This window comes from Streptomyces sp. NPDC091387 (genome assembly GCF_044756945.1).
Taxonomy (GTDB): domain Bacteria; phylum Actinomycetota; class Actinomycetes; order Streptomycetales; family Streptomycetaceae; genus Streptomyces.
On the sequence record NZ_JBIVTZ010000004.1, the window covers coordinates 392177 to 408151 of the forward strand.

Below are 15975 nucleotides of genomic sequence, written 5' to 3' on the forward strand. Positions count from 1 at the left end.
GGCCGGTGTCCTAGCTTCGGCCCCCTGCCCGGTCCCGGGCACACCACCGCACCGTCCCCGTCGAGGTGAGTCCGATGACCGCAGAGTCCCTGTCCGCGACCGAGGCCTGTGAGGAGACCGAGCCGACACCCCTGCGGATGCGGCGCACCATGGGGACCTTCGCCTCGGGGGTCACGGTGGTGACGGGCATCGGCCGGGACGGTGAACCGGCCGGCTTCGCCTGCCAGTCGTTCGCGTCCGTGTCGCTCGAACCGGCCCTGGTGCTGTTCTGCGCCGACCACCGGGGGCGTACGTGGCCGAGGATCAGGGAGTCCGGCCGGTTCGCCGTGAACATCCTGGCCGAGGAACAGTCGGATCTCTGCGGCCGGTTCGGGTCGGCCCGGGGCCGCAAGTTCGAGGGGCTGGACTGGGAGGTGTCCCGCTGGGGAACGCCGTCGCTGCCCGGGGTCCTGACCCGGGTGCACGCCGATGTCCAGGACGTGCGCGGTGCGGGCGACCACGATGTGGTGGTGGGCCGGGTCCTCGCTCTGGAGACCGTCACCGACCAGCGGCCGATGCTCTTCTTCCGCGGCGGCTTCGGCGTCGGGGGCCCGGTGGCCGCGGTCCCCGACCCGTGGGGCTGGGGCGCCCCCTGGGGGTGAGGCGCCCCCCCTTCGTATACGGGCCCTCCTGCCGGTGGCCGCGGTCCGCCGGCAGGAGGCCGTCCGCGCTCTACTGCCAGTCGCCGTACTGTCCCGCGGCCAGCAGCCGGTCCATGGCCTGCGGGGACCAGGTCTCCTCCGGCACGGCCGCCGCGCGCCGCGCCCCCCTGACCGGCGCCTCCTGCTCGGGGAACAGTTCGCGGGACACCTGCCGGGCCGCGTCCACGACCAGCGGGGCAACCTTCTCCAGCGGGGACAGGGCGTCCCCCACCAGTGAGATCGCCGCGACCGGGCCCTCGGGGCCGCGCACGGCGGTGGCGACACAGGCGATGTCGGGGAAGCACTCGCCGCGTTCGAAGGCGAGGCCGTGACGGCGCCGGATGCGGTTGAGTTCCTGGTGGAGGGTGCCGAGGTCGGAGATGGTGTGCCGGGTCAGGCGGCCGATGGCACCGGCCGCCCTGGTCTCGACGTCCTCCGGTTCGAGCCAGGCCAGCATGGCCTTGCCGAGCGCGGTCGAGTGAGCGGGGGCCCGGCCGCCGACACGGGACGGGACCGCCGCGGCGAAGCGGCCGCCGACCTTGTCGAGGTAGTGCACTTCCGCACCGTCCAGGACGGCCAGATGGACGACCAGGCCGGTCTTGATCTGCAGGTGGTGCAGCCGGGCGGCGGCGGCCTCGCGGATCCTGCTGTGCGCCCCGTCCCCGCCGCCGAGGCCGAGGGCGCGGCGGCCGAGCCCGTAGCCGAGTCCGGTGTGTTCGAGCCAGCGCAGCCGTACGAGCTGGTCGAGTATCCGGTGCGCCGTCGACCGGGGAAGCCGCGTGGACCTGGCCACTTCCTCCAGTGACAGCCGGGCGGTCCGGCCCTCGAAGACGTCCATGATCAGCGTCACCCGCTCGACCATCGACGGTGGCAGCTCGCGACGGTCCGGCACATGTACGTCGAGAGCCTCATGGACAGCCGTCATGGGAGCCTCCAGTCACAGACTGAAATGAATTCTTGTTTTCCGGAATGTAACAGCGCCCCCCGAGCCCAGTGAAGAGATGCGCGCACCCTCTTTTCGACGCGCGGGGCACCACCACCCCGCGGACCTCCGCCGCCGCACGGCCGGACGCCTCCGAGCCGGACAGCCGGCCGATTGCCGACGAACCGTCATGAACCGGGAAATCCCCGGGTCCGCCCCACGTGACGCAGACCATCCTCTGTGTCCGCGATCTCTGGGTAGGTCTCCGGTACGGTGTCGAACGCTTCGGGCCCGAGAAACCACGGAGCAGTCCGCCGCCGCCGAGTGACCGCGGGACGCCGACCGGCGTACTCGTGCGACATCGCCCGTCCTGACGCCACGCGCTCGTGACATGACTGGGGAGTTTGATGTTCGACAAGGTATTGGTCGCCAACCGTGGCGAGATCGCGATCCGCGCGTTCCGCGCGGCGTTCGAGCTCGGGATCTCCACGGTGGCCGTGTATCCCCACGAGGACCGCAACTCCCTCCACCGGGCCAAGGCCGACGAGGCCTACCGGATCGGTGAGACCGGCCATCCCGTGCGCGCCTACCTCTCGGTCGACGAGATCATCAAGGCCGCCCGGAAGGCGGGCGCCGACGCGATCTACCCGGGCTACGGCTTCCTGTCGGAGAACCCGGACCTGGCGGCCGCGTGCTCCGCGGCCGGCATCACGTTCGTCGGCCCCCCGGCCTCGGTGCTGAACCTGACCGGGAACAAGTCCCGGGCGGTCGCCGCCGCCCGGGAGGCCGGCGTACCGGTCCTGAAGTCCTCCGAACCCTCCGAGGACGTCGACGCGCTCGTCGCCGCCGCCGACGACATCGGCTTCCCGGTCTTCGTCAAGGCCGTCGCGGGCGGCGGCGGGCGCGGCATGCGCCGGGTCGCCGAGGCCGGCGAGCTGCGCGAGTCGATCGACGCGGCCATGCGCGAGGCACGCTCGTCCTTCGGCGACGCGACGGTCTTCCTGGAGCAGGCGGTGATCAACCCCCGTCACATCGAGGTGCAGATCCTCGCCGACGCCGAGGGCAACGTCGTGCACCTGTACGAGCGGGACTGCTCGCTCCAGCGCCGCCACCAGAAGGTCGTCGAGATCGCGCCCGCCCCGAACCTCGACCCGGAGCTGCGGGACCGGATCTGCGCCGACGCCGTCGCCTTCGCCCACCACATCGGCTACGTGAACGCGGGCACGGTCGAGTTCCTCGTAGACGAGCGCGGCAACCACGTCTTCATCGAGATGAACCCGCGCATCCAGGTCGAGCACACCGTGACCGAGCAGGTCACCGGCCGCGACCTGGTGATCGCCCAGCTCCGCATCGCGGCGGGCATGACACTGCCCGAACTGCACCTCACCCAGGACGACATCACCCTCAACGGCACCGCGATGCAGTGCCGCATCACCACCGAGGACCCGGCCAACGGCTTCCGGCCGGACACCGGCACCATCTCCGCCTACCGCTCCCCCGGCGGGCCCGGGGTGCGGCTGGACGGCGGCACCGTCCACACCGGCGCGGAGGTGTCCGCCCACTTCGACTCGATGCTCGTCAAACTCACCTGCCACGGACACGACTTCACCAACGCGGCCCGCAGGGCGCGCCGGGCCATCGCGGAGTTCCGCATCCGGGGCGTGGCGACCAACCTGCCGTTCCTGGGCGCGGTGCTGGACCAGCCCGACTTCCGGGCGGGACACATCACGACGAGTTTCATCGAGGAACACCCGGAGCTGATCCGGGCCCGTCCCTCGGCCGACCGCGGCAGCCGGATGCTCGGCTACCTCGCCGAGACCACCGTCAACCGGCCGTACGGCCCCCGTCCCTCCGTCATCGACCCGGCGGACAAGCTGCCGGTCCTGCCGGCCGGGACACCGCCGGACGGTTCACGCCAGCGCCTCGCGGCCCTCGGCCCAGAGGCCTTCGCCGCCGAGCTGCGCGCCCAGTCGGCCGTCGCCGTCACCGACACGACGTTCCGCGACGCCCACCAGTCGCTGCTGGCCACCCGGGTGAGGACCCGGGACCTGCTCGCCGTCGCACCGCACGTCGCCCGGACCGCGCCGGAGCTGCTGAGCCTCGAATGCTGGGGAGGCGCCACCTACGACGTGGCGCTGCGCTTCCTCGCAGAGGACCCGTGGGAGCGGCTGGTGAAGATCCGGGAGGCCGTGCCCAACATCTGTACCCAGATGCTGCTGCGCGGCCGCAACACGGTCGGCTACACGCCCTACCCCACCGAGGTCACCGAGGCGTTCGTCGCCGAGGCCGCGACCGCCGGAATGGACATCTTCCGGATCTTCGACGCCCTCAACGACGTGTCCCAGATGCGTCCGGCGATCGACGCCGTACGCGCCACCGGCACCTCGGTCGCGGAAGTGGCGCTCTGCTACACCGCGGACCTCTCCGACCCCGGCGAGACCCTGTACACCCTGGACTACTACCTGCGTCTGGCCGAACAGATCGTGGACGCGGGCGCCCATGTGCTCGCCATCAAGGACATGGCCGGGCTGCTGCGCCCGCCCGCCGCCCGTACCCTCGTCACCGCGCTGCGCGAGCGGTTCGACCTGCCGGTCCACCTGCACACCCACGACACGGCCGGCGGGCAGCTCGGCACCCTGATCGCCGCCATCGACGCGGGCGTGGACGCGGTGGACGCGGCGGTCGCCTCCATGGCGGGCACCACCAGCCAGCCCCCGCTGTCCGCGCTGGTGGCCGCCACCGACCACACCGAGCGCGCGACGGGCCTCTCCCTGCAGGCCGTCGGCGATCTGGAGCCCTACTGGGAGGCGACCCGCAAGGTCTACGCCCCCTTCGAGTCCGGACTCGCCTCGCCCACCGGCCGGATCTACCACCACGAGATCCCCGGCGGCCAGCTGTCCAACCTGCGCCAGCAGGCCATCGCCCTCGGCCTGGGCGACCGCTTCGAACTCATCGAGGACTGCTACGCCGCGGCCGACCGCATGCTCGGCCGGCTGGTGAAGGTGACGCCGTCGTCGAAGGTCGTCGGTGACCTGGCGCTGCATCTGGTGGGCGCCGGGGTGGAGGCGGCGGACTTCGAGGCCGACCCGGGCAAGTTCGACGTGCCGGACTCCGTGATCGGGTTCCTGCGCGGCGAGCTGGGCGACCCGCCCGGCGGCTGGCCCGAGCCGTTCCGTACCCGCGCGCTCCAGGGCCGCCCGGCGAAGTCCGAGACGCCGCGGTTGTCGGACGAGGACCGTGAGGGTCTGCGGGACTCGCCGCGGGCGACGCTGAACCGGCTGCTGTTCCCCGGCCCGACGAAGGAGTTCGAGGCGCACCGCGAGACGTACGGGGACACCTCGGTCCTGCCCACCCGTGACTTCCTGTACGGGCTGGAGACGGAGACCGAGCACACGGTCACGCTCGAACCCGGTGTCACTCTGCTGATCGAGCTGGAGGCCATCTCCGAGGCCGACGAGCGCGGGTTCCGCAGCGTACTGGCCACCCTCAACGGGCAGTTGCGCCCGGTGTCGGTGCGGGACCGGTCCGTCGCCACCGAGGTCAAGGCCGCCGAGAAGGCGGACCGCGGCAACGCGGGCCATGTCGCGGCGCCGTTCGCCGGGGTCGTCACCCTCAAGGTGGAGGAGGGTGCTTCGGTGTCGGCCGGCCAGACCGTCGCCACCATCGAGGCGATGAAGATGGAGGCCTCGATCACCGCCCAGGCCGCCGGGGTGGTGCGACGCCTCGCGATCGGCCGGGTCCAGCAGGTCGAGGCGGGCGATCTGCTCATCGAGACCGCCTGAGCCACCGGAGCGGACTCCGGCCCCGGACAGCGCGGCGTCCGGTCCCCGCGGGCGCCTGTGCGCACCGGGGGCCGGACGTCCGACGGCCGGAGTGCTGTTACGCGTCGTCGTCGTCGACCCAGCTCATGAGCTTGCGGAGCTCGCGGCCGGTGGTCTCCAGCAGGTGGTCGCTGTCGGCCTTCTTGTACTCGTTGTACTTGGGCAGACCGTTGTGGTACTCCGCCATCCAGGCCTTGGCGAAGGTGCCGTCCTGGATCTCCGCCAGGACCTTCTTCATCTCGGCCTTGGTGTCGGCCGTGATGATGCGCGGGCCGGTGACGTAGTCGCCCCACTCCGCGGTCTCCGAGATCGACCAGCGCATCTTGTCCAGACCGCCCTCGTACATGAGGTCCACGATCAGCTTCAGCTCGTGCAGGCACTCGAAGTACGCGATCTCCGGCTGGTAACCGGCCTCCGTCAGCGTCTCGAACCCGGCCTTCACCAGAGCGGCGGTACCACCGCAGAGAACGGCCTGCTCACCGAAGAGATCGGTCTCGGTCTCCTCCGTGAACGTCGTCTTGATGACACCCGCGCGGGTGCCACCGATGCCCTTGGCGTACGACAGGGCCAGCTCCAGGCCCTTGCCCGTCGCGTCCTGCTCGACGGCCACGATGCACGGAACGCCGCGGCCCTCCTCGTACTGACGCCGGACCAGGTGACCCGGGCCCTTCGGGGCGACCATGCAGACGTCGACATTGGCCGGCGGCTTGATGAAGTCGAAGCGGATGTTCAGGCCGTGGCCGAAGAACAGCGCGTCGCCGTCCTTGAGGTTGTCCTTGACGGACTCCTCGTAGACCTGGGCCTGGATCGGGTCCGGAACCAGGATCATGATGACGTCGGCCTCGGCGGACGCCTCGGCCGGAGTCACCACACGCAGGCCCTGCTCCTCGGCCTTCGCCCTGGACTTCGAACCCTCGTGCAGACCGACACGGACGTCGACACCCGAGTCGCGCAGCGACAGCGCGTGGGCGTGGCCCTGGCTGCCGTAACCAAGGACCGCGACCTTGCGGCCCTGGATGATGGACAGGTCGGCATCGTCGTCGTAGAACAGCTCGGCGGGCATGGGGAGTTCTCCTTGGTTCCTGGGATGTGAGGGTGTGCGGACGGAAGAGGGGAAGACGGGCGTACTACGCGCTCTGCGCGCGTGCCGCGGTGGCGGTGCCGGCCGGGGTCAGGCGGATCGGCCGGGCCTCTCGCGCGGTGCGGTCGGCCAGGGCCCGGGAGCCGCGGCCGATCGCGATCGCGCCGGACTGGACGAGCTCCTTGATGCCGAAGGCCGCGAGCATCCTGAGCATCGCGTCGAGCTTGTCGCCGGAGCCGGTCGCCTCCAGGGTGACGGCGTCGGGCGAGACGTCCACCGTCCTGGCCCGGAACAGCTCGCCGATCTGGACGATCTGGGAGCGGGAGCCGTTGTCGGCGCTCACCTTCACCAGGACCAGTTCGCGCTGGACGGCGGAGTCGGCCTCCAGCTCGACGATCTTCAGGACGTTGACCAGCTTGTTGAGCTGCTTCGTCACCTGCTCCAGGGCGAGTTCGTGGTCGACCCTGACGACGATGGTGATGCGGGAGAGATCGGGGTGCTCGGTCGTGCCGACGGCGAGCGAGTCGATGTTGAAGCCGCGGCGCGAGAACAGGGCGGCGACCCGGGCGAGGATGCCGGGCGTGTTCTCGACCAGGACGGAGAGCGTGTGCTGGGACATGTCGGGAGGTCCTCTCAGTCGTCCGCGGAGTCGCCGAAGTCGGGGCGTACGTCGCGTGCGGCCATGATGTCGTCGTTGGAGGTGCCGGCAGGGACCATCGGCCACACCATCGCGTCCTCGTGGACGATGAAGTCCACCACGACGGGGCGGTCGTTGATCGCGTTGGCCTTGTCGATGATCGCGTCGAGCTCGTACGGGTTCTCGCAGCGCAGGCCCACACAGCCCATCGCCTCGGAGAGCTGTACGAAGTCCGGGACCCGGGTGCCGCGGTTGGTGGTGGATCCCACTCCGCGGGTCGAGCCGGTGGTGGCGTTGGTGGCGCCGTCGTGCAGCACCGTGTTGGAGAAGCGGGCGCCGTAGAAGAGGCTCTGCCACTGGCGGACCATCCCGAGCGCGCCGTTGTTGATGATCGCGACCTTGATCGGGATGTTGTTCAGCGCGCAGGTGGTGAGCTCCTGATTGGTCATCTGGAAGCAGCCGTCGCCGTCGATCGCCCAGACCGTACGGTCCGGCATCCCGGCCTTGGCACCCATCGCCGCCGGCACCGCGTACCCCATCGTCCCCGCGCCGCCCGAGTTGAACCAGGTGCCGGGTTCCTCGTGCGGGAGGAACTGCGCCGCCCACATCTGGTGCTGGCCCACTCCGGAGGCGAACAGCGTTCCCTCCGGGGCGAGTTGGCCGATGCGTTCGATGACCTGCTGCGGGGAGAGCAGCCCCGGGTCCGCGGGGAGTTCGTAGCCGCGCCGGTAGGTGCTCCGCCAGCGGTCCAGGTCCCGCCACCAGTCGGCGTAGTCGCCGGCGTTCCCCTCGTCCCGCTCATCGCGCACGGCGGCGGCCAGGGCGGCGAGCACCTCGCGGGCGTCGCCGACGATCGGAACGTCCGCGAGCCGGTTCTTGCCGATCTCCGCCGGGTCGATGTCGGCGTGGACGACCTTGGCGTGCGGGGCGAAGCCGTCCAGCTTCCCGGTGACCCGGTCGTCGAACCGGGCGCCGAGCGCGACGATCAGGTCGGCCTTCTGGAGCGCGGCGACCGCCGCGACGTCCCCGTGCATACCGGGCATTCCCACGTGCTGCGGGTGGCTGCCGGGGAAGGCGCCGAGCGCCATCAGGGTGGTGACGACGGGCGCCCCGGTCAGTTCGGCCAGGGTGCGCAGTTCGTCGGTGGCGCGCGCCTTGAGCACTCCGCCGCCGACGTACAGGACCGGTCGGCGGGCCGCGGCGATGAGCCGGGCGGCCTCGCGGATCTGCTTGGGGTGCGGCTTGGTGACCGGGCGGTATCCGGACAGTTCCAGCACCGGCGGCCACTGGAAGGTGGTGGCCGCCTGGAGGGCGTCCTTGGTGATGTCGATGAGTACCGGTCCCGGGCGGCCGGTGGAGGCGATGTGGAAGGCCTCCGCGATCGTCCGGGGGATGTCGTCGGGGTTGGTGACCAGGAAGTTGTGCTTGGTGATCGGCATGGTGATGCCGACGATGTCCGCCTCCTGGAACGCGTCCGTGCCGATCGACTTGGAGGGGACCTGGCCGGTGATCGCGACCATCGGCACGGAGTCCATGTGCGCGTCCGCGATCGGGGTCACCAGATTGGTGGCACCTGGGCCGGAGGTCGCCATGCACACCCCCACCTTGCCGGTGGCCTGGGCATATCCGGTGGCCGCGTGCCCGGCGCCCTGCTCGTGGCGGACCAGCACATGACGGACCCGGGTGGAGTCCATCAGGGGGTCGTACGCCGGAAGGATGCAGCCGCCCGGGATACCGAACACGGTGTCCGCGCCGGCCTCTTCGAGAGCGCGGATGAGGGACTGGGCGCCCGTCACCTGCTCGGCGCCGGTGTCCGGCTGCCCGGTGGTACGGGTCCGCACTTGCGGGAGGAGGGCCGCGGGGGCCTGCTGCACAGCGTTTGACATCGTCAGTTCCAAAAGTCCGTAGGAGTGTTGTCGAGGACGTTTCGGTGATCGGCAGCCGCGGGAGCGGCCGGGTGGTACGTGCCCGCCGCCGGGTGATCACCGCAACGGTGCACCCGGCGGACCCCGGGCCGGGTCAGGGCGGCGTCCCCGCCGTCCGCAGGGCGTCGCAGGCGTGCCGTACGACGTCGAGGCCGGAGAGCCTCTTGACGAGCGGCCCCTCCACGTTCAGCTCGCCGCGCACCGCCACCGCCGCCGCGTAGCCCCGGTCCACCGGGACGTCGAGGAGGGTCCAGCCGGACGGCGGGTACGGGCCCTCGGGGCGGCCGGAGCCGACGTAGTCGAGGGCGGGATCGCGGCCGAGACCGGTACCGAGGCCCTTGAGGTAGGCCTCCTTGCGGGTCCACAGCCGGGCCAGCGCCGCGGGCCGTTCCGCGGGGCCGAGCGCGGCCAGTTCGGCCTGCTCGTCCACGTGCAGCATCGAGGCGAGTTCCGCGGTGTCCTCCTCGTCGCCCACCAGTTCCACGTCGACCCCTATGGGGGCCGCCGCGGTGCCGACGACGGCGAGATCGCCGCGGTGGGACAGGGAGAAGAACAGCCGGTCGTCGGCGTCGACCACGGTGGGCCGGCCGTGCGGTCCGCCGCAGCAGGGGCAGGTGTCCCGGCCGAAGTGGACGTCCTCGGGGCGCAGGCTCAGGTACGAGCCGAGCAGCCGGCGGAGGGCGACATGCGCGGCCGTGAACCGGGTTCGGTCGGCGGCGTGCATGAGGGTGGCGGCACGTTGACGCTCGGTCGCGTCGAGCACCTGTTCGTCCAGGATGCCGAGGGGGACATCCGAGACCCTCAGGAGCCAGAGGTCCAGTGAGCCGGGGAGTGGCAGCTCACGAACGACCCACGGCAGGGTTTGTTCCACGGGGTCTCTCCTGTTCGTACGAGAGTGACAGGCGAGCCGGGTCTCACCGCGTGGCCGGCGCGACCGGCAGGTCGCGCCTTCCGCGCAGCGGCCCGATCAGGAGGAGCAGCGGGGTCAGGGCGAGTCCGGCGGTGAGCAGCCACAGGGTGGGCCGCATACCGAGGACGGTGCCGAGGGTTCCGCCGAGCAGTGAACCGATGGGGATGGCGCCGAAGTTGGCGACCGAGATGCTGGCCGAGACGCGGCCGAGCAGCTGGGGCGGGCAGTAGCGCTGGCGGAACGCCCCCTGGATCACGTTGGCGAGCACGACGCCGAGCGAGAGCACGGCGCTCCCGACCACCAGCGCGGACAGGGTCCAGTTCTTGTTGGTCAGCGGGATGAGCAGGGCGAACGGGGCGCTGAAGACCGTGGCGACCAGCAGTCCGCGGGCCGAGCCGAACCGGGCGATCAGGCGTTTCGCGTTGGCGGCACCGAGGATGCCGCCGACGCTGCTCGACGCGAGGAGCCATCCGGTGGCGCCTTCCGGTACCCCGAGCCCGCGGAGGATGAAGACGGGCAGGATCGCCGCCTCGGCCGTGAGCAGCAGGTTGGTGACGGTGCCGTACAGGGTGAGGACGCGGAGGTAGGGGTCCTTGAAGGCGAACCGGAGGCCCTCCTTGATGTCCTGCACCAGGGCCGGCCGTTCGGTGGGTTTCTCCGGGATCGGCTCCTTCTTGCGGATGCCGGACAGGCAGAGCGCGGAGACGAGGAACGTCGCCGAGTTGACGAGGAGTCCGGAGGTGGCGCCGAACACCTGGGCCAGCAGACCGCCCCCGCCCAGCCCCGCGACCTGGGCGACCGATTCGCTGCCCTGGAGCTTGGCGTTGGCCTCCTGGAGGTCCTCGGGTCCGACGATGGAGGGCACGTAGACCTTGTACGAGATTCCGAAGAACACCGCGGCGAACCCGTTGATGAGTGCCACGAACAGCAGTTGGGTCAGCGTCAGGATTCCGAGCCAGCCGGCGACCGGCACGCTCGCCAGGAGCACGAGCGGGACCAGGTTGCAGATCTGCATGATCGGCCGTCGCCGCATCCGGTCGACCCAGGCGCCGGCCGGCAGGCCGATCAGCAGCCAGGGCAGCCAGGGGGCCGCGGCGAGCAGACTCACCGAGAAGAGGCTCTCCTTGAGCGTCACCGTGGCCACGAGGGGCATGGCGACGGCGGTGATGTTGATGCCGACGCGGTTGGTCGTCTCACCGATCCACAGGAGCCGGAAATCGCGGTTGGCGCGCAGTCCGCCGCGCGTCGGCGGTTCCTGCTCCGTGTCGCTGTCGCGCTCGGTCAGTCGGGCGTTCATGACGTCACCGCCCTGAGTACGGCCTGCGTGAGCAGCGCGTTCCCGTCCGACCAGCGTGTGCGCCGGCCGGTCAGCTCTGTTCTCAGTACGTCCCGCCGGGTGGCGAGCGTGCGTATCCCGTCGGCCGTGGAGCCGGGTCCGCCGCCGTGGGCGCACGCCTCGGCCACCCGGTCGGGGGCCAGTCCGCCGTCGTCGACGGCGGTGAAGCGGGCCGCGTCCGCCAGCGACCGGCCGGAGTCCAGGGCGCCGAGCACGGTCTCACCGACCAGATGGTGTGCGGCTCTGAACGGCATTCCGTCCAGCACGAGCCGCTCCGCCAGGTAGGTGGCCGAGGTGAAGCCGTCCACGGCCCGCTCCGTCATGCGCTCGCGCTCCGGTTCGGTGCCCGCGACCACCAGGCTCAGCAGCGTCACCGCGTCGGTGGTGCCGCTGAGGCCGGGCCACAGGTGCCGTACGGCCTCGGTGCCGACCGCGATGGCGTTGGTGTAGCCGCCGGTGGTCATCGCGGACGCCGCGCCGACGAAGGCGCCCAGGCTCGCACCGGACCGGCCCTGGATGTGTTCGAGGAGGAACGGGTTGCGCTTCTGCGGCATCATCGAGCTGGACCCGACGAGGGTGTCGCCCACCCGCAGCAGCCCGAACTCCTCCGACGTCCAGGTGCTCAGGTCCCGGCCGGCCCGCGCCAGCGCGACGCCGAGGACGGCGGACGCCGACAGCAGGTCCAGGACGAAGTCGCGGGAGGCCACGGCGTCGACGGAGTTGGGCGCCGCGGAGCTGAAGCCGAGGAGTTCGGCGGTGCGCCGGGGGTCGATGGGGACGGAGGTCCCGCCGATCGCGCCGGCTCCCAGCGGGTTGACGTCGATCTGGCGTCCGGCGTCCAGCAGTGCCTCGTACGCGCGCAGTACGGCGCCCGCGACGCCGGCGAGGTAGTGGCCGTAGCTGATCGGCACGGCGGGCTGGCCGTGGGTGTAGGCGGGCATGACCACGTCCCGGTACGCCTCGGCCCGGTCGAGGAGCACCCCCGCGAGCCGGTCGACGGCGTCGAGCAGTGCCAGGTAGGGGCCGCGGGTCTTCAGCCGGGTGGTGGTGGCGTTGAGGTCGTTGCGCGAGCGGCCGGTGTGCAGGATGCCGCCGGTCCGGTCGCCCAGCTGCTCGATGAGGTGTCCCTCGTAGGCGAGGTAGACGCCGCGCGGCATCGGCCTGGAGCGGACCGGTGCGAAGTCCTGCCCACGCAGTTCCTCGATGGCGCGCAGCAGGGCCGCGGCCCGGTCGGCGTCGACGATCCCACGCTCGGTGAGCATGATCAGGTGGGCCCGGTCGACCTCGCTGATGCTGCGGAGTTCCTCGCCGAGTCCGTCGGCGGTGTCCGGCAGGTACTGGTCGTAGACGATGCGGTGCGCCTCGGCGTCGAGCGCGGCCTTGAGCCGGCCGGTGTCGACGCCGTGCGCGGGCGCTGTGGTCATGCGTATGCCTCCTCTGTGTGCAGATCCGCGTAGGACACGGCCTCGCCGAGCAGGGCGACGGCCCGGTCGGCGGCTTCCGCGGCCCGTCCCGAGCGGTCCGCCACGGCGATGACGTGGCCGATGCGGCCCCGGAAGTCCTCGGCGGGGCCGACGGGTTCGCCCGGGGCGCGGTAGAGCAGCGCCTCGACGGTGCCCGGTACGGTCCGGGCCCGGTGCGCGGCTTCTTCCAGTGCGGCGGGCGGCGCCAGGATGCCGTCCCGCGCGCAGGTGAGGAACCGGATCGAGGCACGGGCGTATCCGCCGCGCTCCAGTTCGGGAGCGGCGCCGAGCGCGGCCAGCACCTGGGCTCGTACGAGGTCGATCCCGCAGGCCCTGCGGACCAGTTCGGGGATCATGCCGCCGGCCAGCCGGGGGTTGACCTCGATGACCTCGGCGGTCCGGGTGCCGGTGAGCCGCAGTTCGACATGGGCGGCGCCCCAGCCGAGGCCGAGCGCCCGCACCGCGCGTACCGCGGTCTCGCGCAGGGCGATGTCCTGCTCGCCGGGGAGCGCGGCCGGCACGTCGTGCCCGGTCTCGACGAAGGCCGGCAGCGGTCCGACGTGTTTGGCGACGGTGACGACTGCTTCGGTGCCGAACACCTCGACGGAGAACTCCGGCCCGGTCAGGTACTCCTCGACCAGGATCCGGCCCGGTGCGGCGATGCCCCGCTCGTTGACGGTGGCCGACAGCAGTGTCCCGGCGTGCTCGGCGACCTCGTCGAGGTCCGCGCAGAGCCGTACGCCCAGACTCCCCGAGCCCTGCACGGGTTTGACCACCACGGGCAGTCCGATGCCGAGGGCCGCGTCGATCGCGCCGGCGACCTCGGAGACGACGGCGAAGTCCGCCGAGCCGACGCCCGCGCCGGTCAGGGTCCGGCGCTGCTCGGCCTTGTCGCGGCAGGCCCGCACGGCCTCGGCCGACGGGCCGGGCAGCCCGAGCCGGTAGGCCAGTGCGGCGGCGGTGGGCACGTAGTACTCGGAGCTGGTCAGCACACCCGCGACGGTGGCCTCGTTCTCCAGCGCCCGGACGGCCGCCCACAGCGCGGACTCGTCGGAGGTGTCCACGACGACCGTCCGCAGCCGGTCCTGCGCGGCGTACGGGTAGCGGCCCGGGTCCGCGCAGAGCAGTACCGGCACCACACCCAGTTCGGCCGCGCGCCGCGCGAACAGCCGTCCCGTACCGGTGGTGTTGCTCTCCACCAGGAGCAGCAGGCGCTCGCTCATGAGCCGACCACCGGCATCACCACGTCGTCGAAGCCGCGGCGGGCCCACAGCAGCCGGGACCAGGCGGCGGTGGCGTCCAGCGGGTGTTCGACGGTGCGGGGGCCGCCCGCGGCGGGGGCGGGGACGATGCCCTGCTCGCTCAGCCAGGTGTCGTTGTAGACGGTGGACTGGTAGCGGTAGCCCTCGTCGGGGAGGACCATCACGACGGTGCTCTCCGGGTTCTGCTCGGCCCACCAGGACGCCACCTGGAAGGACGCGCCGCTGGTCGGGCCCATGAACAGGCCGTGCGCGCGGTAGAGCTCGTGGGTCGCGTGGAACGCCTCGGGGGCGGTCACCCAGTGGACCTCGTCGTAGGCGTTGTGGCTGACGTTGCCCGGGTGGATGCTGCTGCCGAGTCCGCGCAGTGTGCGCGGACCGTCCGGGCTGCCGAAGATGATGCTGCCCTGGGTGTCCACGCCGACCAGGTGCAGTGCCGGGCCGGTCTGCCGCAGTGCGGCGGCGAGTCCGCCGGTGGAGCCGCCCGAACCCACCGGGCCCACCAGGCAGTCCACGGCTCCGACGGTGTCCCCGATCAGATCGGCGACGACGCCGTACGCGCCGGGGTTGTCGGGGTTGTCGTACTGGCCGGGCACGAAGGCCTCGGGGTCCTGGCGGCGCAGCTCCTCCACGCGGGCGAGCCGGGCGCCCTGGATGCCGCCGGCCTGGCCGGTGTGCTCGACGATCTCCACGGTCGTGCCGAGCATTTCGAGCCGGGTGCGCAGATCGCGGTCGATGGCCGAGTCCCCGACGATGGTCAGCGGGTAGCCGCGCAGACGGCAGACCATGGCCAGGCCCAGGGCGAAGGTGCCGGAGGAGGTCTCGATGATCCGGGTGCCGGGGGAGATCAGGCCGGCGGCCTCGGCGCGGTCGAGTATGTAGCGGGCGGGCAGCAGCTTCATCAGGCTGAAGGCGGCCGCGTAGAGGTTGTCGCTCACCTGGATGATCCGGGGCAGCTCCGTCGCCTCCACGATCGAGGAGTGAGCCTTGGGCAGAGTCGTCGTCGTCATGTCAGTCACCCGTTGTGTAGTTCCACTGCTCGTGAATTCCGAGCTCTTGCAGGAGGTCCTGGGCCACGTCGGTCCGCGCCTCGACCTCGGGGTCGTCCCGGTCGAAGAGGAGTCCGGCGATGTCCCCGCTGTGCGCCGCCTGTATTCCGACGGCTCCGGTGGTCCGCGCGATGTCCCGGATGCGGTCGAGCTCCGGGATCGGCAGATGGCGCTGGTTGATCTCCGTGCTGGCGGTGGCCACCGATCCCAGCAGGGCCACGTCCTTCATCTGGATGGCCTCCCGGAGCATCGCCTGCAGCCGGGTGAAGAGGTCGATGTCGTCCTGCCCGTAGCGGGCCGGCGAGAGGGCCAGCGTGTCCACGCCCCGCCCGCCGCCCTCGGGGCGGGAGCCGAAGCCGAGAATCCGCAGGGCCGGCATCCGGTAGCCGAAGTCCTCGATCACCGTGCCCTCGCGCTGGGCGAACAGGACGGTGGACTCCTCGAACATGAGGGAGTCGGAGGCGGTCTCGGCGCGCACCGCGATCCTGGCGACCTCCTGCGGGGGCAGCGGGCTGACGAACGCGTCCTTGACCGCCCAGATCGCGGCGAGCACGTCACTCGTCGACGAGCCGAAGCCCCGGCACAGCGGTACGTCGCCGGTGAGGTCCAGATGGCCGCCCGCCGGCTCGGCGCCCGGCGGTGTCACGGCGCGGACCGCGAGTTCGGCCGCGCGCCGTGCCTTGCCCTTCCACTCCGGCGTGACGGTGACCTCGTCGCCGGGGGCGGGGATGAACGTCGCGCGGGTCGCGTGAATGGTGCAGGGAAGAGTGACGAGACCTCGGGTGAGCCCGCTGTCGCCGGTGAAAACGCCTTGCAGGATCTCACCGTGGTGGACGGGGGCTGAAGCTACCCCGACACGCCAGCCGGAATGATCAACCATTTCCTTGACTTT

Annotated in this window: 12 protein-coding genes; 2 read left to right on the forward strand and 10 right to left on the reverse strand. The window is 71.6% G+C overall.

Annotated features, from left to right (window positions below):
* Nucleotides 1-74 precede the first annotated feature (74 nt).
* The gene (locus ACIQM0_RS11235) at nucleotides 75-641 is read left to right on the forward strand and encodes a flavin reductase family protein (protein ID WP_401285737.1); all 567 of its coding nucleotides are present in this window, start codon (nucleotides 75-77) and stop codon (nucleotides 639-641) included.
* Between the two features lie 70 nt (nucleotides 642-711).
* Here the strand turns inward: ACIQM0_RS11235 and ACIQM0_RS11240 are convergent, their stop codons facing one another.
* Nucleotides 712-1542, reverse strand: a complete 831-nt coding sequence (locus ACIQM0_RS11240) for an IclR family transcriptional regulator (RefSeq protein ID WP_385039621.1) — start codon at nucleotides 1540-1542, stop codon at nucleotides 712-714.
* Nucleotides 1543-2009: 467 nt separating this feature from the next.
* On the opposite strand from ACIQM0_RS11240, the gene ACIQM0_RS11245 reads away from it, so the two are divergent.
* Complete coding sequence (locus ACIQM0_RS11245) at nucleotides 2010-5384, forward strand: pyruvate carboxylase (RefSeq protein ID WP_401285738.1); 3375 nt, start codon at nucleotides 2010-2012, stop codon at nucleotides 5382-5384.
* A gap of 97 nt (nucleotides 5385-5481) precedes the next feature.
* Here the strand turns inward: ACIQM0_RS11245 and ilvC are convergent, their stop codons facing one another.
* The 9 genes from ilvC to ACIQM0_RS11290 form a co-directional block, all read right to left on the reverse strand.
* Nucleotides 5482-6486: a ketol-acid reductoisomerase gene (gene ilvC / locus ACIQM0_RS11250; protein WP_401285739.1), complete on the reverse strand. Its 1005-nt coding sequence runs from the start codon at nucleotides 6484-6486 to the stop codon at nucleotides 5482-5484.
* Nucleotides 6487-6550: 64 nt separating this feature from the next.
* Nucleotides 6551-7123, reverse strand: a complete 573-nt coding sequence (gene ilvN, locus ACIQM0_RS11255) for an acetolactate synthase small subunit (RefSeq protein WP_401285740.1) — start codon at nucleotides 7121-7123, stop codon at nucleotides 6551-6553.
* Nucleotides 7124-7137: 14 nt separating this feature from the next.
* The gene (locus ACIQM0_RS11260; RefSeq protein WP_401285741.1) at nucleotides 7138-9027 is read right to left on the reverse strand and encodes an acetolactate synthase large subunit; all 1890 of its coding nucleotides are present in this window, start codon (nucleotides 9025-9027) and stop codon (nucleotides 7138-7140) included.
* A 133-nt stretch (nucleotides 9028-9160) separates the two neighbouring features.
* The gene (locus tag ACIQM0_RS11265) at nucleotides 9161-9937 is read right to left on the reverse strand and encodes a 4'-phosphopantetheinyl transferase family protein (RefSeq protein ID WP_401285742.1); all 777 of its coding nucleotides are present in this window, start codon (nucleotides 9935-9937) and stop codon (nucleotides 9161-9163) included.
* Between the two features lie 43 nt (nucleotides 9938-9980).
* Nucleotides 9981-11273: an MFS transporter gene (locus ACIQM0_RS11270; RefSeq protein ID WP_401285743.1), complete on the reverse strand. Its 1293-nt coding sequence runs from the start codon at nucleotides 11271-11273 to the stop codon at nucleotides 9981-9983.
* Nucleotides 11270-12736, reverse strand: coding sequence for an argininosuccinate lyase (gene argH / locus ACIQM0_RS11275; RefSeq protein WP_401285744.1), 1467 nt, complete (start codon nucleotides 12734-12736; stop codon nucleotides 11270-11272). Before argH ends, ACIQM0_RS11270 begins: the two co-directional genes overlap by 4 nt.
* Complete coding sequence (locus ACIQM0_RS11280) at nucleotides 12733-13998, reverse strand: ATP-grasp domain-containing protein (protein WP_401285745.1); 1266 nt, start codon at nucleotides 13996-13998, stop codon at nucleotides 12733-12735. The genes argH and ACIQM0_RS11280 overlap by 4 nt, the downstream gene beginning before the upstream one ends.
* Complete coding sequence (locus tag ACIQM0_RS11285; RefSeq protein WP_385355373.1) at nucleotides 13995-15044, reverse strand: PLP-dependent cysteine synthase family protein; 1050 nt, start codon at nucleotides 15042-15044, stop codon at nucleotides 13995-13997. The genes ACIQM0_RS11280 and ACIQM0_RS11285 overlap by 4 nt, the downstream gene beginning before the upstream one ends.
* Before the next feature lies 1 nt (nucleotide 15045).
* Nucleotides 15046-15963 (reverse strand): kinase, encoded by a 918-nt coding sequence (locus tag ACIQM0_RS11290; RefSeq protein ID WP_385039905.1) that lies wholly within the window; start codon nucleotides 15961-15963, stop codon nucleotides 15046-15048.
* Nucleotides 15964-15975 lie beyond the last annotated feature (12 nt).